At 66.2% G+C, this 20,477-nt stretch carries 19 protein-coding genes; 9 read left to right on the top strand and 10 right to left on the bottom strand.

From position 1 onward, the window contains the following. Positions 1–12 precede the first annotated feature (12 nt). The 4 genes from folE2 to DID98_RS25160 form a co-directional block, all read right to left on the bottom strand. A complete protein-coding gene (folE2, locus tag DID98_RS25175; RefSeq protein ID WP_124486428.1) occupies positions 13–822 on the bottom strand; it encodes a GTP cyclohydrolase FolE2 in 810 nt (269 codons plus the stop codon). A 154-nt stretch (positions 823–976) separates the two neighbouring features. Continuing rightward, positions 977–2,881, bottom strand: a complete 1,905-nt coding sequence (dxs, locus tag DID98_RS25170) for a 1-deoxy-D-xylulose-5-phosphate synthase (protein ID WP_124571630.1) — start codon at positions 2,879–2,881, stop codon at positions 977–979. 80 nt (positions 2,882–2,961) lie between these two features. Next, positions 2,962–3,846: a polyprenyl synthetase family protein gene (locus tag DID98_RS25165; RefSeq protein WP_124522665.1), complete on the bottom strand. Its 885-nt coding sequence runs from the start codon at positions 3,844–3,846 to the stop codon at positions 2,962–2,964. Then, the gene (locus DID98_RS25160; RefSeq protein WP_044845270.1) at positions 3,843–4,136 is read right to left on the bottom strand and encodes an exodeoxyribonuclease VII small subunit; all 294 of its coding nucleotides are present in this window, start codon (positions 4,134–4,136) and stop codon (positions 3,843–3,845) included. The genes DID98_RS25165 and DID98_RS25160 overlap by 4 nt, the downstream gene beginning before the upstream one ends. 270 nt (positions 4,137–4,406) lie before the next feature. Here DID98_RS25160 and DID98_RS25155 point away from each other — a divergent pair, with 270 nt between their 5' ends. Both DID98_RS25155 and DID98_RS25150 read left to right on the top strand, forming a co-directional pair. Then, positions 4,407–5,513, top strand: coding sequence for an aromatic ring-hydroxylating dioxygenase subunit alpha (locus DID98_RS25155; RefSeq protein ID WP_044845269.1), 1,107 nt, complete (start codon positions 4,407–4,409; stop codon positions 5,511–5,513). 116 nt (positions 5,514–5,629) lie between these two features. After that, positions 5,630–6,499 carry a sulfurtransferase gene (locus DID98_RS25150; RefSeq protein WP_124486430.1) on the top strand — a complete coding sequence of 290 codons (870 nt, stop codon included), beginning with the start codon at positions 5,630–5,632 and terminating at the stop codon, positions 6,497–6,499. A gap of 49 nt (positions 6,500–6,548) precedes the next feature. On the opposite strand, the gene DID98_RS25145 is transcribed toward DID98_RS25150, so the two are convergent. The 3 genes from DID98_RS25145 to polA form a co-directional block, all read right to left on the bottom strand. Further along, the gene (locus DID98_RS25145; RefSeq protein WP_124486431.1) at positions 6,549–7,424 is read right to left on the bottom strand and encodes a dienelactone hydrolase family protein; all 876 of its coding nucleotides are present in this window, start codon (positions 7,422–7,424) and stop codon (positions 6,549–6,551) included. 438 nt (positions 7,425–7,862) lie between these two features. Further along, complete coding sequence (locus DID98_RS25140) at positions 7,863–9,197, bottom strand: NAD(P)/FAD-dependent oxidoreductase (RefSeq protein WP_044845266.1); 1,335 nt, start codon at positions 9,195–9,197, stop codon at positions 7,863–7,865. Positions 9,198–9,477: 280 nt separating this feature from the next. Then, positions 9,478–12,231, bottom strand: coding sequence for a DNA polymerase I (gene polA / locus DID98_RS25135; RefSeq protein ID WP_124523276.1), 2,754 nt, complete (start codon positions 12,229–12,231; stop codon positions 9,478–9,480). Between the two features lies 1 nt (position 12,232). Here polA and DID98_RS25130 point away from each other — a divergent pair, with 1 nt between their 5' ends. Both DID98_RS25130 and DID98_RS25125 read left to right on the top strand, forming a co-directional pair. Next, complete coding sequence (locus DID98_RS25130) at positions 12,233–12,991, top strand: TIGR00730 family Rossman fold protein (protein ID WP_044845264.1); 759 nt, start codon at positions 12,233–12,235, stop codon at positions 12,989–12,991. A 394-nt stretch (positions 12,992–13,385) separates the two neighbouring features. After that, positions 13,386–13,676: a hypothetical protein gene (locus DID98_RS25125; protein WP_044845263.1), complete on the top strand. Its 291-nt coding sequence runs from the start codon at positions 13,386–13,388 to the stop codon at positions 13,674–13,676. 119 nt (positions 13,677–13,795) lie between these two features. Here the strand turns inward: DID98_RS25125 and DID98_RS25120 are convergent, their stop codons facing one another. Further along, on the bottom strand, positions 13,796–15,322 hold the full coding sequence (locus DID98_RS25120) for an AMP nucleosidase (protein WP_044845316.1): 1,527 nt from the start codon (positions 15,320–15,322) through the stop codon (positions 13,796–13,798). A 140-nt stretch (positions 15,323–15,462) separates the two neighbouring features. On the opposite strand from DID98_RS25120, the gene DID98_RS25115 reads away from it, so the two are divergent. The 5 genes from DID98_RS25115 (at position 15,463) to DID98_RS25095 (ending at position 18,961) form a co-directional block, all read left to right on the top strand. Continuing rightward, positions 15,463–15,870, top strand: coding sequence for a hypothetical protein (locus tag DID98_RS25115; protein ID WP_044845262.1), 408 nt, complete (start codon positions 15,463–15,465; stop codon positions 15,868–15,870). A 107-nt stretch (positions 15,871–15,977) separates the two neighbouring features. Beyond that, positions 15,978–16,976 carry a homoserine kinase gene (locus DID98_RS25110; RefSeq protein WP_124523274.1) on the top strand — a complete coding sequence of 333 codons (999 nt, stop codon included), beginning with the start codon at positions 15,978–15,980 and terminating at the stop codon, positions 16,974–16,976. Beyond that, the gene (locus tag DID98_RS25105; protein ID WP_124486434.1) at positions 16,967–17,776 is read left to right on the top strand and encodes a BPSS1780 family membrane protein; all 810 of its coding nucleotides are present in this window, start codon (positions 16,967–16,969) and stop codon (positions 17,774–17,776) included. The genes DID98_RS25110 and DID98_RS25105 overlap by 10 nt, the downstream gene beginning before the upstream one ends. A gap of 159 nt (positions 17,777–17,935) precedes the next feature. Continuing rightward, positions 17,936–18,388, top strand: coding sequence for a MarR family winged helix-turn-helix transcriptional regulator (locus DID98_RS25100; protein WP_124523272.1), 453 nt, complete (start codon positions 17,936–17,938; stop codon positions 18,386–18,388). Positions 18,389–18,541: 153 nt separating this feature from the next. After that, positions 18,542–18,961 carry an organic hydroperoxide resistance protein gene (locus DID98_RS25095; protein WP_040139352.1) on the top strand — a complete coding sequence of 140 codons (420 nt, stop codon included), beginning with the start codon at positions 18,542–18,544 and terminating at the stop codon, positions 18,959–18,961. A 108-nt stretch (positions 18,962–19,069) separates the two neighbouring features. Here DID98_RS25095 and DID98_RS25090 read toward each other — a convergent pair whose 3' ends face one another. Together DID98_RS25090 and DID98_RS25085 are read right to left on the bottom strand one after the other, a co-directional pair. Continuing rightward, on the bottom strand, positions 19,070–19,246 hold the full coding sequence (locus tag DID98_RS25090; RefSeq protein WP_006753395.1) for a DUF3563 family protein: 177 nt from the start codon (positions 19,244–19,246) through the stop codon (positions 19,070–19,072). A gap of 96 nt (positions 19,247–19,342) precedes the next feature. Then, positions 19,343–20,437: a PHB depolymerase family esterase gene (locus DID98_RS25085; protein ID WP_124523270.1), complete on the bottom strand. Its 1,095-nt coding sequence runs from the start codon at positions 20,435–20,437 to the stop codon at positions 19,343–19,345. Between the last annotated feature and the right edge of the window lie 40 nt (positions 20,438–20,477).

The raw sequence follows: 20,477 nt of genomic DNA, 5'->3' as shown, positions 1-20,477 counted from the left end.
AGCGCCCCGACGTTACGCAGCGTGTCGCTTGTCGCGCTCGATCAGCGCATACGCGCTGTGATTGTGGATCGATTCGAAGTTCTCGGCTTCGAGCACGTAGGCGATCACGCGCTCGTCCGCGTCGAGACGCTGCGCGACGTCGCGCACCAGATCCTCGACGAACTTCGGGTTTTCGTATGCGCGCTCCGTCACGAACTTCTCGTCCGGACGCTTCAGCAAGCCCCACAGCTCGCACGACGCCTCTTCTTCCGCGATGCGGATCAGCGCCTCGACCGGCAGGTCGGCTGCGAGTTCGGCATCGATCGTCACGTGCGAGCGCTGGTTGTGCGCGCCGTACTGCGAAATCTTCTTCGAACACGGGCACAGGCTCGTCACCGGCACGAGCACCTTCAGGAACAGGCGCGTTTCGCCGTTGCGGCATTCGCCCGCGAGCGTCACTTCGTAGTCGAGCAGGCTCTGCACGCCCGACACCGGCGCCGTCTTGTTCACGAAGTACGGGAACGTGACCTCGATGCGGCCGGCCTCGGCTTCCAGCTTCTCGAGCATCGACGCGAGCATCGCGCGGAAGCGCTCGACCGTCAGCGGCGCACGGTTCTCTTCGAGCAGCGCGACGAAGCGCGACATGTGCGTGCCCTTCTGATCGGCAGGCAGGCGCACGTCGAGATTCCAGACGCCGACGCTCGGCTGCACGTCGCCGCTCTCGGTGCACACCGTCAACGGATGCCGGACCGCCTTCACGCCCACGCGCTGAATCGGAATCTGGCGGGTATCCACCGTGCTCTGCACGTCGGGCATCACGAAGGCGGGATTCATCTGGTTCATCTTGTTCAATCCTTGTAAGCCGCGCGTTCGACGACGCGCACGCCGCGTCACGCGGCAGCCGGAAAAGCAACATGGGCCCGCAGGCCCATGTTTTCCGCATCAATGTAGACCGGTTGCGCCAGTCGCACCGACGCCGCCCGCAGGCGGCGCCAGCTTATGCGACGCGCTTCGCCTGATCGGCGACATTGGCCGCCGGGCTCAGGAAGCGTTCGCGAATCGATTTCGCGATGCCCGCGCCGTCGAGGCCGCATTGCGACAGCAGCTTCGCGGGATCACCGTGATCGATGAACTGGTCAGGGAGGCCCAATTGTATTACGGGTCGGATAACCCCACTCTCCATCAGGGCTTCGACGCAGGCCGAGCCCGCACCGCCCATCACGCAGCCTTCCTCGACCGTGACGAGGTAGTCGTGCGTCTCGGCGAGTTCACGCACGAGCGCCGCATCGACCGGCTTCACGAAACGCATGTTCGCGACCGTGGCGTCGAGCTCCTCGCCCGCCGCGAGCGACGGCGCGACCATCGTGCCGAACGCGAGGATCGCGACGCGCTTGCCTTCCGGCTGCGACGTACGGCGACGCACTTCACCCTTGCCGAGCGGGATCTCGGTGAATTCCTTCACCGTCGGCACGCCGGTGCCCGCGCCGCGCGGATAGCGCACCGCGGTCGGGTTCGGCTGCTGCAGCGCCGTGTGCAGCATCTGGCGACACTCGTCCTCGTCGGACGCGGCCATGATCGTCATGTTCGGGATGCAGCGCATGAACGCGAGATCGTATGCGCCCGCGTGCGTCGCGCCGTCGGCGCCGACGAGGCCCGCGCGGTCGATCGCGAACACGACCGGCAGGTTCTGCAGCGCGACGTCGTGGATCAGCTGGTCGTACGCACGTTGCAGGAACGTCGAGTAGATCGCGACGACGGGCTTCAGCCCTTCGGTCGCGAGACCGCCCGCGAACGTCACCGCGTGCTGCTCGGCGATGCCGACGTCGTAGTAGCGATCCTTGAAACGCTTCTCGAACTCGACCATGCCCGAGCCTTCGCGCATCGCGGGCGTGATGCCGACGACGCGCGTATCGCGCTCGGCTTCATCGCACAGCCATTCGCCGAATACTTGCGTATAAGTCTTTTTCGCGGGCGTGGCCGACGGCTTGATGCCTTCCGCCGGGTTGAACTTGCCGGGGCCGTGATAGAGCACGGGATCCGCTTCGGCGAGCTTGTAGCCCTGGCCTTTCTTCGTCACCACGTGCAGGAATTGCGGGCCGCGCAGTTCGCGGATGTTCTGCAGCGTCGGGATCAGCGAATCGAGATCGTGACCGTCGATCGGGCCGATGTAGTTGAAGCCGAACTCCTCGAACAGCGTGGCCGGCACGACCATGCCCTTCGCGTGCTCCTCGAGCTTGCGCGCGAGTTCGAGCACCGGCGGCGCCACGCTCAGCACGCGCTCGACGCCCGCACGCGCGGCCGCGTAGAAGCGGCCCGACATCAGGCGCGCGAGATGGCGGTTCAGCGCGCCGACCGGCGGCGAAATCGACATGTCGTTGTCGTTGAGGATCACGAGCAGCTTCGCATCCTCCGACACGCCCGCGTTGTTCATCGCCTCGAACGCCATGCCGGCCGTCATTGCGCCGTCGCCGATCACCGCGATCGAGAAGCGGTCGTCGCTGTTCAGCTGGCTGCCGATCGCCATCCCGAGCGCCGCCGAGATCGACGTGCTCGAGTGCGCGGTGCCGAACGTGTCGTATTCGGATTCGCTGCGACGCGGGAAGCCCGAGATGCCGTCGTACTGGCGCAGCGAATGCATCTGGTCGCGGCGGCCCGTCAGGATCTTGTGCGGGTAGGTCTGGTGACCCACGTCCCAGACGATCCGGTCGTTCGGCGTGTTGAACACGTAGTGCAACGCGATCGTCAGCTCGACCGTCCCGAGGTTGGACGACAGATGGCCGCCCGTCTTCGACACGCTGTCGAGCACGAACGCGCGCAGTTCATCCGCGAGCGGTTGGAGTTGGCGACGATCGAGGCGGCGCAGATCCGCCGGGTCGTCGATGGTTTTCAGCAAGTCGTACATCGTCGTTCCATTGTAGGAAATCAAACGCGCCCGCATTCTATTGCACGCACCGTAGCGTGTGCGCAGCGGCGGGCTTCGCGTCAGCTGACCCGGTTCACCACCAGGTCGGCAAGTTCGGCGAGACGCTGTGCGCGTGCGCCGAACGGTTTCAGCGCATCATGCGCTTCGGCGCGCAGCTGGGTTGCGAGCTCACGCGACGCGTCGAGGCCGAGGATCGATACGTAGGTCGGCTTGTCGTTCGCCGCATCCTTGCCGGCCGTCTTGCCGAGCGTCGCCGAATCGGTCGTGACGTCGAGAATGTCGTCGACGACCTGGAAGGCCAGACCCACGGCCCCCGCGTAGACGTCGAGCGCGGCCATCGCCTCCGCCGACGGCGTGTCGCCCGCCAGCGCGCCCATCCGCACGGCCGCGCGCAACAGCGCGCCCGTCTTCATCCGGTGCATCGTCTCGAGCTGCTCGCGCGTCAGCTTGAGGCCGACGCTCGCCAGGTCGATCGCCTGCCCGCCGGCCATGCCGATCGAGCCGCTCGCCAGCGCCAGCTCGCGCACGAGCGCGGCCTGCTGCACCGGCGACAGCGCGGCGGCGTCGGTCAGCGCGACGAAAGCCTGCGACTGCAGCGCATCGCCGACCAGCAGCGCCGTCGGCTCGTCGTACTGCACGTGCACGGTCGGCTTGCCGCGTCGCAGCGCGTCGTCGTCCATGCACGGCATGTCGTCGTGCACGAGCGAGTAAACGTGGATCATCTCCAGCGCCGCCGCTGCCGCGTTGCGCGCCGCTTCGGTCGCGCCGGTCAGTTCGCCTGCTGCATGGCACAGCAGCGGGCGAACGCGTTTGCCGCCGCCGAGGACCGCGTAGCGCATCGCTTCGTGGAGTTGCGTGGGCACCACGTTGTCAGCCGGCAAATAGTGGCCGAGTGCGTCCTCGACACGGTCGAGCACGGACCGCATCCATTGTTCGAATGTCATAGATCGTCGTCTTCGCCGTCCGTGGCGGCCGTTCCGGACGAAAGCGGCTTCAGCGTCGCGCCGTCGAGCACGCGAACCTGCTGTTCCACTTTCTCGAGCTGCTGTTGGCAAAACGCAACGAGAGTCGCACCGCGGCGATACGCAGCGAGCGAATCCTCGAGGCTCAACGTGCCGCCTTCCATCCGGGCAACCAGCGTCTCGAGTTCCGCGAGCGCCGTTTCATAGTTGTCCGGCAACGGTTCGGTGCCATTGCCGGGCGGGGTGGCGCCTTGGGATGCGGTTTTCGCCATGGACGAGGGTGTCAAATTTCAAAACAAGTCGGACATTCTACGGCAAAAGAGAATTTTCCGACCTGCCGACTTGGCACCCTGACACGCATTCGGGCCCCTTCTTCGACACACATTGTGCGCCACCCGATCGCCGCCGGACAAAAAATTGACACAAATCAGGCACTTAATCCTAGCCTTGCGAGGCGAACCGGGTATAATTCCGCGTTTCCCTAAATCGATTTTTCGATGGTTGGGTTGTTCACTGCTTTCACGCTAACACCGGGAGTGGGAATGTCCAATCTGAGCGATGCGCTTCAGTTGAAGTCGGCTCACAGCCAGCTTCCAGTCACTGCATACTTCGATGAGGCGCTGCTCGAGCGCGAGATCGAAACCCTCTTCAAGAAAGGACCTCGTTACGTCGGGCACGAGTTGATGGTGCCCGAGGCGGGGGATTATTTTGCGCTGCCGTCCGAGAAGGAAGGCCGCGTGCTGGTCCGCAACCCGGCGAACCAGATCGAACTGCTGTCGAACGTGTGCCGCCACCGGCAGGCGATCATGCTGAACGGGCGCGGCCACACGCAGAACATCGTGTGTCCGCTGCACCGCTGGACGTACGATCTGGAAGGCCAGTTGCTCGGCGCGCCGCACTTCCCCGACAAGCCGTGCCTGAACCTCGGCAAGAGCCCGCTGCAGAACTGGCAGGGGCTGCTGTTCGAGGCCGAAGGCCGCAACGTCGCGCGCGATCTCGCGAACCTCGGCACGAAGCATCACTTCGACTTCTCCGAGTATCACTTCGATCACGTCGAAGTGCACGAGTGCGATTACAACTGGAAGACGTTCATCGAGGTCTACCTCGAGGATTACCACGTCGTCCCGTTCCACCCGGGCCTCGGCAGCTTCGTGTCGTGCGACGATCTCAAATGGGAGTTCGGCGACTGGTACAGCGTGCAGACGGTCGGCGTGCACAACGCGCTCGCGAAACCGGGCAGCGCGACCTACAAGACTTGGCACGAGCAGGTGCTCAAGTTCCGCAACGGCGTGCCGCCGGAGTTCGGCGCGATCTGGATGGTCTACTACCCGGGCCTGATGATCGAGTGGTATCCGCACGTGCTCGTCGTGTCGTGGCTGATTCCGCGCGGCCCGCAGAAGACGACCAACATCGTCGAGTTCTACTACCCCGAGGAAATCGCGCTGTTCGAGCGCGAGTTCGTCGAGGCCGAGCGCGCCGCCTATATGGAAACGGCCATCGAGGACGACGAAATCGCGATGCGGATGGACGCAGGCCGCCGTGCACTGATGGCGCGCGGCGAATCGCAGGTCGGCCCGTACCAGAGCCCGATGGAAGACGGCATGCAGCACTTCCACGAGTTCCTGCGCCGCCATCTCGGCGATCTCTGACCTGCGCGCGGTGCTTGCGCGCCGCACGGCATTCGGCATATGAAAAGACGGGTTCCGGCCCGTCTTTTTTTGTTTAGACTTGGAGTATCAGGCCGTTTGCACTCCAGGGAGCCGTCATGCCACATACCCACTACACCACGCTCATCTCAGCAACCAATCTCGCCGAGCGCCTGGCCGCGGCGCCGGGCAGCGTTGCCGTGTTCGACTGCCGCTTCGATCTCGCCGATCCGGGCGCAGGCGAAGCCGCCTACGCTGCCGGCCATATCGCGGGCGCACAGTATCTCCATCTCGACCGCGACCTGTCCGGCCGCAAGACCGGCACCAACGGCCGCCATCCGCTGCCGACCCGCGACGCGCTCGCCACGCTGCTCGCCAGCCGCGGCGTCAAGCAGGGCCAGCAGGTCGTCGCCTATGACGCACACGGCGGCGCCTATGCGGCGCGCCTGTGGTGGCTGCTGCGCTGGCTCGGGCACGATTCCGTCGCGGTGCTCGACGGCGGCCTGCAGGCATGGGAAGCAGCCGGCCAGCCGCTGACCGCCGACGTGCCGCACCCGGCCGCCGGCGACTTCCGCGCGGCAGCCCCGCTCGAATCGACGGTCGACGCGGCGGCCGTGCTCGCGAACGTGACGTCGGCCCAGCGCGTCGTGATCGATGCGCGCGCGCCGGATCGCTATCGCGGCGAAAACGAAACGATCGATCGTGTCGGCGGCCATATTCCCGGCGCACGCAACCGGTTCTTCAAGGACAATCTGGCTGCCGACGGCCGCTTCAAGACCGGCCACGAACTGCGCGAGACGTTCACCGCGCTGCTGGCCGGCACCGAACCGAACAACGCGATCCTGCAATGCGGATCCGGCGTGACCGCGTGCCACAACGCACTCGCGCTCGAGATCGCCGGGCTTCACGGTGCGTCGCTGTATCCGGGCTCGTGGAGCGAATGGAGCGCCGATCCGTCGCGGCCGATCGCGACCGGCCCGAACCCGTAAGCACCGGCGCGACACGTCGACGAGGCGACGGCATCTGCCGCCTCGTCGCTTACATCACGCCGTACTTGTGGAACCACTCGATCGCGCGCTTCCAGCCGTCCTCGGCATCGCCCTTCACGTAACTCGGCCGGTAATCGGCGAAGAACGCATGACCGGCATCCGGATAGACGACGATCTCCGATTGGCGCGCGAGCTTCGAATCGCTCGCCTGGATCGCCTTGCGCATGTTCGCGAGCGCCGCCTGCGTGATGTTCGTATCCTTCTCGCCGTACAGCCCGAGCACCGGCACCTTCAGCAACGACGCATGGTCGACCGGATTGAACGGTGTCATCTCGTCGGTCTTGCCTTCGACGAACCCGTACCACGCGACGGCCGCCAGCACGTGCGGATTGTGCTCCGCATACAGCCACGCCTGGCGGCCGCCCCAGCAGAATCCCGTCACGCCGAGACGCGACAGGTCGCCGCCGTTCTTGCCGGCCCACGCGACGGTCGCATCGAGATCCTCGGTGACCTGACGGTCCGGCACCTTGTTGACGATGTTGTCGACGAGCGCCTGGATGGTCGGATACTTCGACGCGTCGCCCTGGCGCGCGAACAGGTCGGGCGCGATCGCGAGATAGCCGAGCTTCGCGAAGCGACGGCAGACGTCGGCGATATGCGCATGCACGCCGAAGACCTCGTGGATCACGATGACGACCGGCAGGTTCGTCTTGCCGACCGGCTGCGCGCGATACGCGGGGATGCTCGCGTCGCCCGAGCGGATCTCGATGGTGTCGACGTCCAGCCCGGCGCTGTCGGTCGTGATCGTCTGCGCCGACACGGGCAGCACGGCCGCCGCGAAGGTGCCGCCCAGCGCGGCCTGCATGAACTTGCGGCGCGAGAACGGAACACGGGGAACCAGGCTGTCGACTTCGGGTTTCAACATGAATGCACTCCTCGATTGGGCGCCGCCGTCACGGTCATGGCTTGGACCTGACGGGGCATCGCGCCGGCGGACGGCGCGGATGTCGCGGCGGTTGACACTCCGCCGCAAGCGGAAACCCGCACAAGATGCCCAATAATCCGTTGTCACGTCAACTGTCAGATGTGTAAGACTCGATTACGAAGGCGTAATCCGGCGGCGTCCGTAACGGTATCGACAACCGCGATCCGGCCCGGCAAGTTCATCCGCGGCGCACATGCGGCAAGCGCCTTCACGCGCTCGAATGCTTGCGGGTCGGCACGAAACGACGCGCAATAGAGATGCGCAATAAACAGGCCCGGCACGCGAACGCACGACCACCCTGCACTTGAAACGACAACGGGCAGGAAATGCGCGCGATGCGCATTTCCTGCCCGCCCGGCGCACGAACGTGCGGCCGCGTCAGTGCAGCTTGACGCGCGGCAGCGTCGTGCGGCGCAGCCAATGCGCGACCGTATCGAGCATCATGCGCGGATAGCCGTGCAGCGCCGCGATGTGCAGCCGGTACAGCGACATGTACATGAAGCGCGCGAACAGCCCTTCGATCAGCATGTTGCCGCCGATCAGCCCGCCCATCAGGTTGCCGACCGCGCTGAAATGACCGAGCGACACGAGCGATCCGAAATCGCGATACGTGAATTCCGGCAGCGAACGCCCGTCGAGCCGGCAACCGATCGCCTTCAGCAGGAAGCTCGCCTGCTGGTGCGCCGCCTGCGCGCGCGGCGGCACGTTGCGCTCGTTGCCGGGCCATACGCAGGCCGCGCAATCGCCGAGCGCGAATACGTTGTCGTCGGTGAAGGTCTGCAGCGTGCGGCGCACGTCGAGCTGGCCGAGCTTGTTGACCTGCAGGCCGTCGAGATTCGACAGCACGGACGGCGCCTTGATGCCGGCCGCCCAGACCGTGAGATCCGCACGCACCGTCTTGCCGCTCGCGGTGTGCACGAAACCCGGCGCGACTTCGGTCACGCGCTCGGCGAGCATCAAGCGCACGCCGAGCTTTTCGAGCAGCTCGGCCGTTGCCGTCGATACGCGCTCCTGCAGCGCGGGCAGAATCCGCGGCCCCGATTCGATCAGCACGATGCCGACGTCGTGCTGCGGGTCGAGCTTGTGCAGCCCGTAGACGGACAGCACCTGCGCGGTATTGCGCAGCTCGGCGGACAACTCGACGCCCGTCGCGCCGCCACCGACGATCACGACCTGGATGCGCGGTTCGGCCGCCGCCCCGGGCGCGGGCTGCGCCGGCGCCTGATGCTCGGCGCGCATGCACGCGGCGATCAGGCGCTTGCGGAAGCGCTCGGCCTCGCCGACCGTATCGAGCGCGATCGCGTTTTCGGCCGCGCCCTGCACGCCGAAGAAGTGCGTCGTGCTGCCGATCGCGATCACGAGCGTGTCGTATTCCAGGTCGCGCGCCGGCAGCAGCTCCGCGCCGTCGCTGTCGTTGACGGGCGACAGCGTGATGCGCTTCGCCGTGCGGTCGAGCGCGGTCAGTTCGCCCTGCTGAAACTCGAAGCCATGCCAGCGCGCCTGCGCCGCGTATTCGAGCTCCTGCGTGAACGGGTCCATGCTGCCGGCCGCGACCTCGTGCAGCAACGGCTTCCAGATGTGGGTCGGATTGCGGTCGACGAGCGTGACGAGCGCACGTGCGGGACGATTGCCGCGCGCGCCGTAACGGTCGCCGAGCCGCGTCGCCAGTTCCAGGCCGCCTGCGCCGCCGCCTACGATGATGATCCGATGCATCTGATTCCCCCTTTGCGATTCGAAACTGCTGCCGCCGCACGAGGCAGACGCGATGCGTTCGCGCCGCCCGTTGGATTAACCGGTTCGGACATCATCGATGTGCAGTTCGAAACACTTCGATGCGTCCGATGCCGGAACACGGGGCGCGCTGCCCCCGCGACAATGACCTGACTGACTTGCATTGTCCGGGAGCTTGCGCGTTGACCACAAGCAAACCATCTCGATATTCAGCATCCCTGCAACAATATGCCGCGGGAAACGGGAATCGCACGGGGGTGCGTCAGTGTGCCTCTTCCCAGTTCGCGCCGGCGCCCACTTCGGCGACCAGCGGCACCTTCAGCTTCGCCACGCCGCACATCATTTCCGGCAGCTTCTCGCGCACGAGCGACAGTTCTGCGTCGGGCACCTCGAGCACCAGTTCGTCGTGCACCTGCATGATCATCCGTGACGCGAGCCGGTCGCGCGTGAGCCAGTCGTCCACCGCGATCATCGACAGCTTGATCAGGTCGGCCGCCGTGCCCTGCATCGGTGCGTTGATGGCGGCGCGCTCGGCGGCCTGACGGCGCGGGCCGTTGCCGCCGTTGATCTCCGGCAGCCACAGGCGGCGGCCGAAAACGGTTTCGACGTAGCCCTTCTCCTTCGCCACCGCGCGCGTGTTTTCCATGTACTGCGCGACGCCCGGGTAGCGCGCGAAATAGCGGTCGATGTAGAGCTTCGCCGCATCGCGCGTGATGCCGAGGTTCGACGCGAGGCCGAACGCGCTCATCCCGTAGATGAGCCCGAAGTTGATCACCTTCGCGATCCGGCGCTGGTCGGAATTGACCTCCAGCGGCGTCACGCCGAACACTTCGGCGGCGGTTGCGCGGTGGATGTCCTCGCCCTGCGAGAACGCGCGCAGCAGCGACGCGTCGCCGGAAATGTGCGCCATGATCCGCAGCTCGATCTGCGAATAGTCGGCCGACACGATGCGGTGCCCCGGCGATGCGATGAACGCCTCGCGGATCCGCCGGCCTTCGGCCGTGCGCACCGGAATGTTCTGAAGATTGGGATCGTTCGACGCGAGACGGCCCGTGACCGCGACCGCCTGCGCATAGTTCGTGTGCACGCGGCCCGTTGCGGGATTCACCATGCGCGGCAGCTTGTCGGTGTAGGTCGACTTCAGCTTCGACAGCCCGCGATGCTCGAGCAGCAGCTTCGGCAGCGGGTAATCCTCGGCGAGCTTCTGCAGCACTTCCTCGTCGGTCGACGGTGCGCCGCTCGGCGTCTTCTTCACGACCGGCAACTGCAGCTTCTCGAAGAAGATCTGCCCGATCTGCTTCGGCGAGCCGAGATTGAACTCGCCGCCCGCCAGTTCGTACGCCTGGCCCTCGAGCTCGATGAGCCGCGTCGCGATCTCGCTGCTTTGCGCCTGCAGGCGTGCGTCGTCGATCAGCACGCCGGTGCGCTCCATCTTGCGCAGAACGAGCGACACCGGCATCTCGATCTCGCGATACACGCGCTCGAGGCCCGCCTCGCGCGCGACCTGCGGATACAGCGCCTGATGCAGCTGCAGCGTGATGTCCGCATCCTCGGCCGCATACGCCGCGGCCTGCTCGAGCGCCACTTCGTCGAAGCCGATCTGCTTCGCGCCCTTGCCGGCCACGTCTTCATACTTGATCGTCTTGACGCCCAGATGACGCAGCGCGAGGCTGTCCATGTCGTGCGTCCGGTGCGATTCGAGCACGTACGATTCGAGCAGCGTGTCGTGCTCGATGCCGTTCAGCGCGATGTCGTAGTTCGCGAGCACCTGCGCGTCGTACTTCAGATGCTGGCCGACCTTCTTGCGGTCGGCCGATTCGAGCCACGGCTTCAGGCGCGCGAGCACGTCGTCGATCGGCAGCTGCTCGGGCAGGTCGGGACCGCGATGCGCGACCGGAAGATATGCGGCCTTGCCCGGCTCGACCGAGAACGACAGGCCGACGAGCCGCGCGGTCATCGGGTCGAGCGACGTGGTTTCGGTGTCGAACGCGGTCAGCGCGGCCGCGTCGATCTTCGCGAACCATGCGTCGAACTGCTCCCAGGTCTGGATCGTGTCGTACTCGCGGACGATGTCTGCGGCCACCACCGGGGCGGGGTCACCTTCCGGCGCATCGGCGCCGCCGCCTTCGGCGGGCGCGCTGTCGACTTCGCGCAGCCACGTCTTGAAGCCGTAGCGCGCGAAGATGTCGCGCAGCAGGTCGCGTGCTTCGCCGTCGCTCTTCAGCGACGCTTCGATCGATTCGAGATGCGGCGCGAGATCGCAGGCCGTGTCGACGGTCACGAGCTTGCGGCCGAGCGGCAGGAAGTCGAGCGCGCGGCGCAGGTTGTCGCCGACCACCCCCTTGATCTCGCCTGCGTGTTCGATCACGCCGTCGAGGCTGTCGTATTGCGACAGCCACTTCACGGCCGTCTTCGGCCCGCACTTCTCGACGCCGGGCACGTTGTCGACGGTGTCGCCGATCAGCGCGAGGTAGTCGATGATCCGCTCGGGCGGCACGCCGAACTTCGCGACCACGCCGTCGCGATCGAGCGTCTCGTTGGTCATCGTGTTGACGAGCGTGACGTGATCGGTGACGAGTTGCGCGAGGTCCTTGTCGCCGGTCGATACGATCACGTTCATCCCGTGCCGTTCGGCTTCGCGTGCGAGCGTGCCGATCACGTCGTCGGCCTCGACGCCCTCGACCATCAGCAGCGGCCAGCCGAGCGCGCGCACGGCGCCGTGAATCGGTTCGACCTGCAATGCAAGATCGGGCGGCATCGACGGACGGTTTGCCTTATAGTCGGCATAAAGGTCGTCGCGGAACGTCTTGCCCTTTGCATCGAACACGCAAGCGCTATACTCTGCACTGACTTCCTTGCGCATACGACGCAGCATGTTGATGATTCCGTAGAGCGCTCCGGTCGGCTCCCCGCCAGGGCCACGCAAATCAGGCATCGCATGGTAAGCCCGATACAGATAGCTCGAACCGTCAACCAATAGCAGGGTCTTACCTTCCAGATTTCGTTCTTCAGGCATTATGAACAAGAGAAAAGTGATTCCGAGTCTGCGTTCGCTCGCAGATCAAGAACGCGCGACGGCCAAGAAGGCGCGCGCATCGTGGCAGATGTTCACGATTATGGCAGAGTTTATCGAGGCGACCGAGTACCTGTCGGAGATCCGCCCGGCCGTCAGCATCTACGGTTCTGCCCGTCTGAAGCCCGATACGCCGCACTACAAGTTGGCCGTGCAGATCGCGCGCAAGCTGTCCGACGCCGGCTTCGCGGTGATCTCCGGCGGCGGCCCCGGCATCATGGAAGCCGCGAACAAGGGCGCGCACGCCGGCAAGGCGCCGTCGGTCGGCCTGAACATCGAGCTGCCGCACGAACAGGCCGGCAACCACTACCAGGACATCTCGCTGCGCTTCCGCCACTTCTTCACGCGCAAGGTCACGTTCGTGAAGAACTCCGACGCGGTGATCGTGATGCCGGGCGGCTTCGGCACGCTCGACGAACTGTCCGAAGTGCTCACGCTGATCCAGACGAAGAAGTCGCGCCTCGTGCCGATCATTCTCGTCGGCAGCACGTTCTGGCAGGGGCTGCTGCAATGGTTCCGCGACCAGTTGATCCCGAACGGCCTCATCAATCCGGAAGACATGGACCTGATGCAGGTGATCGACGATCCCGACCAGGTGCTCGACGCCGTGCTCGCGTTCTACGAGGACAGCGGCGAGGAAGAAGGCGCGGACGGCGACGATCATCCGCCGCGGCCCGAAGAAGACCGCATGTTCTATCTGTAATTCGATCGGCTCGATGGCCGGCCGTCGCGGCCGGCATCCCGCTTCCCGCGCGGCAGGCATGGCGATTCCGCCACCTGCCGCGCGTCATTTTGTAACGCCGCGTTAATCCCGCAACGCGGCGACGCACCGTCGAATGTCAAATTCGGGCGGCCGGTGCCGCACAACGCCTTCGACGCGTGCCACGCCCGGGACCGACCATTGTCAAATCACGCTGCCGTCCATCGGTCCAGCCGGCCGGCCCGACGTCAATCTGCCGTAACAAATGCCGCTCGCCTTTTCCGTGCGGCGCCCGCACACTGCCTCTTGTCGGCGTGGCGTCCCCCCGGTGGAACGATCCCCCCTCGCGTCCATCGCGTCGCGCCGGCCTTTTGACAACGACATCACGGAAAACAACATGAAACGTTCGCTGATCGCCCTCGCCTTCGCCGGCCTCGGTGTTTCGCTGTCCGGCCTCGCCCACGCCGTCAACGTCGACGTCAACATCGGCACGCCTGCGCCGGTCGTCGTCGCGCCCGCGCCTGTCGTGGTCGCACCGGCTCCCGCGGTCATCGTCGGCTGGCACGGCGATCGTTACTGGGACGGCCGCCGCTACTGGGAACGCCGCGAGTGGGAAGATCACGAGCGCCATCATGGTCACGGCGGCTACCACTGCCCGCCGGGACACGCGAAGAAGGGTGAGTGCTGAGCATCCGAGTGCGGGTTCGATCGGGCTCGCGCACTGCAGGACAAAGAACAAGGCCGCACGTGAACGAAAGTTCGCGTGCGGCCTTTGTCGTTACGCCCGCGGCTTGCGCGGCGTTCACATCACTGGAACGCCACTTCCGCAAAACTCCGCAGCTTGCGGCTATGCAGCTTGTCGAGCCCGTTCGTGCGCAGGATCTCCATCGCCTTCACGCCGATCTGCAGATGCTGGTCGACCTGCCCGCGATAGAACGTGTCGGCCATGCCCGGCAGCTTCAGCTCGCCGTGCAGCGGCTTGTCGGACACGCACAGCAGCGTGCCGTACGGCACGCGGAACCGGAACCCGTTCGCGGCGATCGTCGCGCTTTCCATGTCGAGCGCGATCGCGCGGCTCTGCGACAGCCGCTGCACGGGTTCGCGGTGATCGCGCAGCTCCCAGTTGCGGTTGTCGACGCTCGCGACCGTGCCCGTGCGCATCACGCGCTTCAGTTCGGCGCCTTCGAGACGGGTGACCTCGGCCACGCCGCGCTCGAGCGCGAGCTGCACTTCGGCGAGCGCCGGGATCGGCACCCACAGCGGCAGGTCCGCATCCAGCACGTGATCCTCGCGCACGTAACCGTGCGCGAGCACGTAGTCGCCGAGGCGCTGCGTGTTGCGCAGGCCCGCGCAGTGGCCGAGCATCACCCACGCGTGCGGTCGCAGCACCGCGATGTGATCGGTGATCGTCTTCGCGTTCGACGGGCCGACACCGATGTTGACCATCGTGATCCCGCTGCCGTCCGCGCGCTTCAGGTGATATGCAGGCATCTGCGGCAGCCGCGGCGGCGCGGCGCCCTCGGCCGGCTCGCTGCCGAGGTTCGCGTTGTACGTGATGACGTCGCCCGGCTCGACGAACGCGCTGTACTGGCTGCGGTACGCGCGCACCTCGGGATCGTCGCTCTCCGTCATCATCGTGCGGCCGAGCTTCACGAATTCGTCGATGTAGAACTGGTAGTTCGTGTAGAGCACGTAGTTCTGGAAATGCGTGGGCGACGTCGCCGTGTAGTGACGCAGCCGGTGCAGCGAGAAGTCGACGCGCGCGGCGGTGAACAGCGCGAGCGGATGCGGCTCGCCGGGCGCCGGCTCGAACGTGCCGTTGACGATGCGGTCGTCGAGGTACGACAGGTCGGGCGTGTCGAAGATGTCGCGCATCGCGAGCAGGCGGTCGCGGTCGAGCTCGCCTTCGAGGTGGATGCCTTCGGGAAACGCGAAGTGAACCGGAATCGGCTGCGACGACACGCCGATCTCGATCTTCACATGGTGATTCTTCGACAGCAGGCGCAGTTGCTCGCGATAGTAGTTCGCGAACAGGTCGGGGCGCGTGACGGTCGTCTCGAACACGCCGGGACCCGCGACGAAACCGTACGAACGGCGCGAATCGACGTGCGTGTTGACGTCGGTACGAATCCGCACGAACGGATAGCACGCACGCACGTGCTCGGTGATCGGTTCGTGGCGGCGATAACGCGCGAAGGCATCGCGCAGGAAGCCCGTGTTGGTGTCGTAGATGGCCGACAGCCGCGCGACGGCGGCGACGGAATCGTCGAATGCTTCGACGGGCGGACTCTCGGGCGTCAGCACCCGATGCCGGCGGCTCAAATCGTTCTTCATTTTCATCACCTCGTCTGATCGAACGACATTACCACGGAACCCGGTCATGCTCATGGCCACTCGCTTGCACGCCGCTTGCACGCGAGGGCCGGGCCGCGCGCAGTATTTGCTAAAATCGGAAGGTTCACTGGAGACTCATCATGAAGCCGCTCATTCTCGTCGCCGCTGCCGCCGTGTTCGCGGGCACGTTTGCCGCTGCCGGCGCCGCTTACGCCGCCGGCGGCACGCCCGACGCCGACGCGCAGGCCCGGGCCGAGGCCAACGAGGCCGCCGGCCTGCCCGATCTCCGCAAGATCAACCGGCCGGGCGCCGAAGTCACGTCGAAGGTCGACTTCGCCGACATCCGCCGCACGCCGAGCTTCCACGCAAAGAGCAAGAGCGGCACCGAGGTCACCGAGTATCGCGATCGCGGCAAGCCGGTCGAAATCGACGTGAAGTCGAACTTCGGCACGCGCTACCAGATGAGCTCGACGCTCGACACGTCGCCGAAGCCGCACGACGCGGGCGTCCCGATCACGCGCCTGCCGTCGGTCAACCTGCGCTACTGATTTCCTGCCGCGCCGCGTCGGTCCCGACGCGGCGCGCCGGCATTCCCTTCACCTCCTGTCGCGCCGCACGCCGCGCGCGTGCCGACAACTGACCAGACGCATCTCGCATGGCCGTTTTCACCGCTGTTTCCGACTCCGATCTCGCGCAATGGATGCGCCACTACGAACTGGGCGACGTGCTGGCGTTCCGCGGCATTCCGTCCGGCATCGAAAACAGCAACTTCTTCCTGACGACGACGCGCGGCGAGTACGTCCTGACGATCTTCGAAAAGCTGACGGCGGAACAGCTGCCGTTCTACCTCGACCTGATGCGCCATCTGGCGAGCCACGGCGTGCCGGTGCCGGATCCGGTCCCGCGCGACGACGGCGCACTCTTCGGCGAGCTGCACGGCAAGCCGGCGGCGATCGTCACGAAGCTCGACGGCGCCGCCGAACTCGCGCCGGGGGTCGAACACTGCATCGAGGTCGGGCAGATGCTCGCGCGCCTGCACCTCGCGGGGCGCGACTATGCGCGTCACCAGCCGAACCTGCGCAGCCTGCCGTGGTGGCAGGAGAACGTGCCGGCGATCGTCCCGTTCGTTTCCGACGCGCAGCGCACGCTGCTCGAGGACGAACTCGCGCACCAGGCCGCGTTCTTCGCGTCGGACGACTACGCGGCGCTGCCGGGCGGCCCGTGCCACTGCGACCTGTTCCGCGACAACGTGCTGTTCGCGCACGCGGCGCCCGGCACCGGTCATGACGTACGGCTCGGCGGCTTCTTCGATTTCTATTTCGCGGGCTGCGACAAATGGCTGTTCGACGTCGCGGTCACCGTCAACGACTGGTGCGTCGACCTCGCGACGGGCGTGCTCGACGTCGCGCGCACCGATGCGCTGGTGCGCGCCTACCAGACGGTCCGGCCGTTCACGGCCGAGGAACGCCGCCACTGGAGCGACATGCTGCGCGCGGGCGCGTACCGCTTCTGGGTGTCGCGCCTGTACGACTTCTACCTGCCGCGCGCGGCCGAAATGCTCAAACCGCACGACCCCGGTCATTTCGAACGCATCCTGCGTGAGCGTATCGTCCACACGCCCGCGCTTCCCGAGACCCATACCGCATGCAACTGATCGAAGTGCCCGCGAAAGCGGGCTATGTCTGGTTCCGACAAGGCATCTGGCTGTTCCGCCGGAACCCGCTCGCGTTCATCACGCTGTTTTTCACGTACCTGCTGGCGATCACGCTGGTGTCGATGGTGCCGGTGATCGGCGCGGCGCTGCCGCTGCTGTTCATCCCCGGCATCGCGGTCGGCTTCATGGCGGCATGCCGCGACACGGTGGCTGGCAAGCCAGTGATGCCGACGATCCTCATCGACGGCTTCCGCTCGTACGGCACCGCGACGACGCAGCGGCTGCTCGTGCTCGGCGTGGTCTATGTCGCGCTGATGGTGCTGGTGTTCGCCGCGTCGTCCCTCGTGGACGGCGGCGGGCTGCTCCAGATGATGCTCGGCGCCACGAACGAAGCGAGTCCGACGCCGGAAACGCTCGCCGCGCAAGGCACGCTCGGCGCGCTGCTGCTGGCGACGCTGCTCTACGCGCCGGTCGCGATGCTGTTCTGGTTCGCGCCGGTGCTCACCGCGTGGCACGACATTCCGCCCGCCAAGGCGCTGTTCTTCAGCATCGTCAGCTGCTGGCGCAATCGCGGCGCATTCGTCGTGTACGGGCTGCTGTGGTTCGGCGTCGCGCTCGGCACGTCGTTCGGCCTGTCGCTGCTGCTGCAGGCGCTCGGCGCCGGCGCCTATGTGCTGACGATCATGATGCCGGTGACGATCCTCATCGTCACGATGATGTACTGCTCGTTCTACGCGACCTATCGCGGCTGCTTCGGCGTGCAGGAACCGGGCGCCGCGACGCCCACCACCGGCCGCTGACGCCGTTCGGCCGGCGCCCGCCGCCGGCCGTCCATCCCTCCTCCCGGCCGGCCCGGCGCGGATCCCCGGCGCCACGCCCCACCCCTGTTCAACCGAATCTTTTGCGCGCAAAATAATTTGCGTACAAATCGTTAGCGCGTCCGCCGCGCCGCCCGAATCATGGACCGCCTGCCCCCGCTGCCCCAGACGCTCGACGAGCAACTGTGCTTCGCGCTCTACTCGACATCGCATGCGATGACGAAGGCGTACAAGCCGCTGCTCGACAAGCTGTCGCTGACCTATCCCCAATATCTGGCGATGCTCGTGCTGTGGGAGCGCGACGATATCGCCGTAAAGGACATCGCCGCCCGCCTCGACCTCGATCCGGCCACCGTCACGCCGCTGCTGAAGCGGCTCGAGGCGCTCGGCTACGTCGAACGCGTGCGCAGCGTCACCGACGAGCGCATCGTCAACGTGCGCTTGACGACGGTAGGCCGCGCGCTGAAGGACAAGGCGCGCTCGGTGCCCGCCGATCTCTTTTGCGCGATGCAGCAAACGCCCGAGTTCCTGGTCAGGCTGCGCGCGGATCTCCAGCAGTTGCGCCACGCGCTGTCGGCGGCCAACGAAGGCTGACGAACCCGCGGTCGCAAACGGCTCGGCACTGCCGGGCCTTTTCTTCAAAATTTCATTTGCACACAAATCATTTGTGTTCTATATTTTGCTCGTGGCCGGCGACACCCGTCCGACCGGACCGCTTCCTCCCATTCTTCCGACAGGAGCTGCACCATGAACATTCTGTACAAGACCAGCGCCACGAGCACGGGCGGCCGCGACGGCCGCGCGGTATCCGCCGACAACAGGCTGGAAGTGAAGCTGGCCGCGCCGCGCGAACTCGGCGGCACGGGCGCGGAGGGCACGAACCCGGAACAGTTGTTTGCCGCAGGTTACTCGGCCTGTTTCCTCAGCGCGATGAAATTCGTCGCGGGCCAGAACAAGCAGACGCTGCCGGCCGACACGCAAGTGACCGCGGAAGTGGGCATCGGCCCGAACGACGCAGGCGGCTTCGGGCTCGACATCGAACTGCGCGTGTCGCTGCCGGGGCTCGACAAGGCCGATGCGCAGGCGCTGGTCGACAAGGCGCACCACGTGTGCCCGTACTCGAACGCGACCCGCAACAACGTGCCGGTGCGCCTGACGGTCGTCTGACGCGACGCACGACGTTGAATGCAAAAAGGGCGTGTGCGGCTGCTTGCCGCACACGCCCTTTTGCGTGATTCGCCGGACCGGCTGACATGCCGGCCCGCGCTGCGCTGCTTAACGCGAGCCGAACGAGAACGGACGGTTCATCGCCGCTTCGCGATCGATCTTGCGCATGCGGAATTCGAGATCGTAGATGTCGGTTGCTTCGGAAAGGTACGCGTCGGCGCGCTCTTTCGCGGCCTTTTCAGCGTTCTTGGTCAGCATCAGGAAGAGGTGGCTCAGCAGGTACATGGTCGATCTCGCAATCCAAAGGTTCTTTGACTAGGGTTTTCCCGAATTATAGGGAAAACCCTAGCCTTTGGCCAGCGTCGATCGGAAGGTGCGTCGTCAGGTCGCCACAGTGCGGCGATTCTCTTCGAAAAAGGCCCAGATCATTGCGCTCGCATCGGGGCCTACCGCCGCGTGGAACGGCACCGCCTCGTCGCCGCCCGACCATGCATGATCGAGCCCTTTCACGTGACAGAGCCGCACGATCGACTCGCCGTCGCGACGTACGTCGGTGATCTGCGCGCCGGCCTCGCGCGTCTCCACCCGCTCGCCGCCGCGCAGCGCGCCGCGGCTGTCCGCGAGCCCGTTCAGGCGCATGAACTGCACCGTCAGCTGGTCCGCATTCTTCGGTGCGACGACATGGTCGCCGTCGCCCTGCACGATCAGCACCGGCATGCCCGGATAGGCCCCGGTGTCGACCAGCGTGTCGACCACCGCAGCCGGGTTCTGCCGCAGGCCGCGCCGCATCACGTCCATCGCGCTGATCCCGGAATTCGCCTCGCCGAGCGCGGGGCCCGAATGCAGCGCGACCGCCGCGAAGCGGTCCGGGTGATGCAGCGCGAGCAGCGCCGCCAGCCCCGCGCCGGCAGACAGCCCGGCGACGTAGACGCGCGATGCATCGAAGCCGTGCTCGTCGACGAGCGCATCGACGAGCGACGCGACCGCATCCGCCTCGCCGCGGCCCGCGCGGTCGGTGTCTTCATACCAGTGCCAGCAGCCGTGCGCATGCGCACGCAGCGACTGCTCCGGATACAGCACCGCGAAACCGTACTTGTCGGCCAGCAGGTTCATCCGGGTGCCCTGCGCGAACTCGTCGACCGATTGCTGGCAGCCGTGCAGCATCACGACCAGCGGTATCGCGCCGCGCCGGCGGCCAGGCGGGACGTACAGGCCATAGGCGAGCTGCTGGACCAGGCGGCCCAGCGCGGGCGCCATCGGATGCTCGCCGCGCGTCCACTCGCCGGCCGCCCAGGCGGCCGCGCGCGGACGCACGCGCGACTCACGTGGCGGGGACAGATCGGTTGCGGCGGGCGATGCGGCGGCCTCGAGCGTATCGCGCGCGATCCGCTGGGCCTCGCGCGCCGCGCGTTTGGCGGCCGGAGACAGCATTCGTTTCATGCCGCCTAGCCATACCTTCGTCAGACTTTTGGTCATCAATCGGGCTCGCAGTCAGGAAAAATAGGGATACGACACG

Source organism: Burkholderia sp. Bp8984 (assembly GCF_003853755.1).
Classification (GTDB): Bacteria; Pseudomonadota; Gammaproteobacteria; order Burkholderiales; family Burkholderiaceae; genus Burkholderia.
The sequence above is the reverse complement of the archived record's forward strand: the minus strand, read 5'-3'. Positions and strand labels throughout refer to the sequence as shown.

What these genes read in the sequence shown, in the direction of transcription:
- DID98_RS25100 (WP_124523272.1), top strand. Translation starts at nt 17,936, where the DNA reads ATGGACCGCCTGCCCCCGCTGCCCCAGACGCTCGACGAGCAACTGTGC.
- DID98_RS25095 (WP_040139352.1), top strand. Translation starts at nt 18,542, where the DNA reads ATGAACATTCTGTACAAGACCAGCGCCACGAGCACGGGCGGCCGCGAC.
- DID98_RS25145 (WP_124486431.1), bottom strand. Translation starts at nt 7,424, where the DNA reads ATGTTGAAACCCGAAGTCGACAGCCTGGTTCCCCGTGTTCCGTTCTCG.
- DID98_RS25165 (WP_124522665.1), bottom strand. Translation starts at nt 3,846, where the DNA reads ATGACATTCGAACAATGGATGCGGTCCGTGCTCGACCGTGTCGAGGAC.
- folE2 (WP_124486428.1), bottom strand. Translation starts at nt 822, where the DNA reads ATGAACCAGATGAATCCCGCCTTCGTGATGCCCGACGTGCAGAGCACG.
- DID98_RS25125 (WP_044845263.1), top strand. Translation starts at nt 13,386, where the DNA reads ATGAAACGTTCGCTGATCGCCCTCGCCTTCGCCGGCCTCGGTGTTTCG.
- DID98_RS25105 (WP_124486434.1), top strand. Translation starts at nt 16,967, where the DNA reads ATGCAACTGATCGAAGTGCCCGCGAAAGCGGGCTATGTCTGGTTCCGA.
- dxs (WP_124571630.1), bottom strand. Translation starts at nt 2,881, where the DNA reads ATGTACGACTTGCTGAAAACCATCGACGACCCGGCGGATCTGCGCCGC.
- DID98_RS25120 (WP_044845316.1), bottom strand. Translation starts at nt 15,322, where the DNA reads ATGAAGAACGATTTGAGCCGCCGGCATCGGGTGCTGACGCCCGAGAGT.
- DID98_RS25115 (WP_044845262.1), top strand. Translation starts at nt 15,463, where the DNA reads ATGAAGCCGCTCATTCTCGTCGCCGCTGCCGCCGTGTTCGCGGGCACG.
- DID98_RS25130 (WP_044845264.1), top strand. Translation starts at nt 12,233, where the DNA reads ATGAACAAGAGAAAAGTGATTCCGAGTCTGCGTTCGCTCGCAGATCAA.
- DID98_RS25090 (WP_006753395.1), bottom strand. Translation starts at nt 19,246, where the DNA reads ATGTACCTGCTGAGCCACCTCTTCCTGATGCTGACCAAGAACGCTGAA.
- DID98_RS25085 (WP_124523270.1), bottom strand. Translation starts at nt 20,437, where the DNA reads ATGACCAAAAGTCTGACGAAGGTATGGCTAGGCGGCATGAAACGAATG.
- polA (WP_124523276.1), bottom strand. Translation starts at nt 12,231, where the DNA reads ATGCCTGAAGAACGAAATCTGGAAGGTAAGACCCTGCTATTGGTTGAC.
- DID98_RS25155 (WP_044845269.1), top strand. Translation starts at nt 4,407, where the DNA reads ATGTCCAATCTGAGCGATGCGCTTCAGTTGAAGTCGGCTCACAGCCAG.
- DID98_RS25160 (WP_044845270.1), bottom strand. Translation starts at nt 4,136, where the DNA reads ATGGCGAAAACCGCATCCCAAGGCGCCACCCCGCCCGGCAATGGCACC.
- DID98_RS25150 (WP_124486430.1), top strand. Translation starts at nt 5,630, where the DNA reads ATGCCACATACCCACTACACCACGCTCATCTCAGCAACCAATCTCGCC.
- DID98_RS25140 (WP_044845266.1), bottom strand. Translation starts at nt 9,197, where the DNA reads ATGCATCGGATCATCATCGTAGGCGGCGGCGCAGGCGGCCTGGAACTG.
- DID98_RS25110 (WP_124523274.1), top strand. Translation starts at nt 15,978, where the DNA reads ATGGCCGTTTTCACCGCTGTTTCCGACTCCGATCTCGCGCAATGGATG.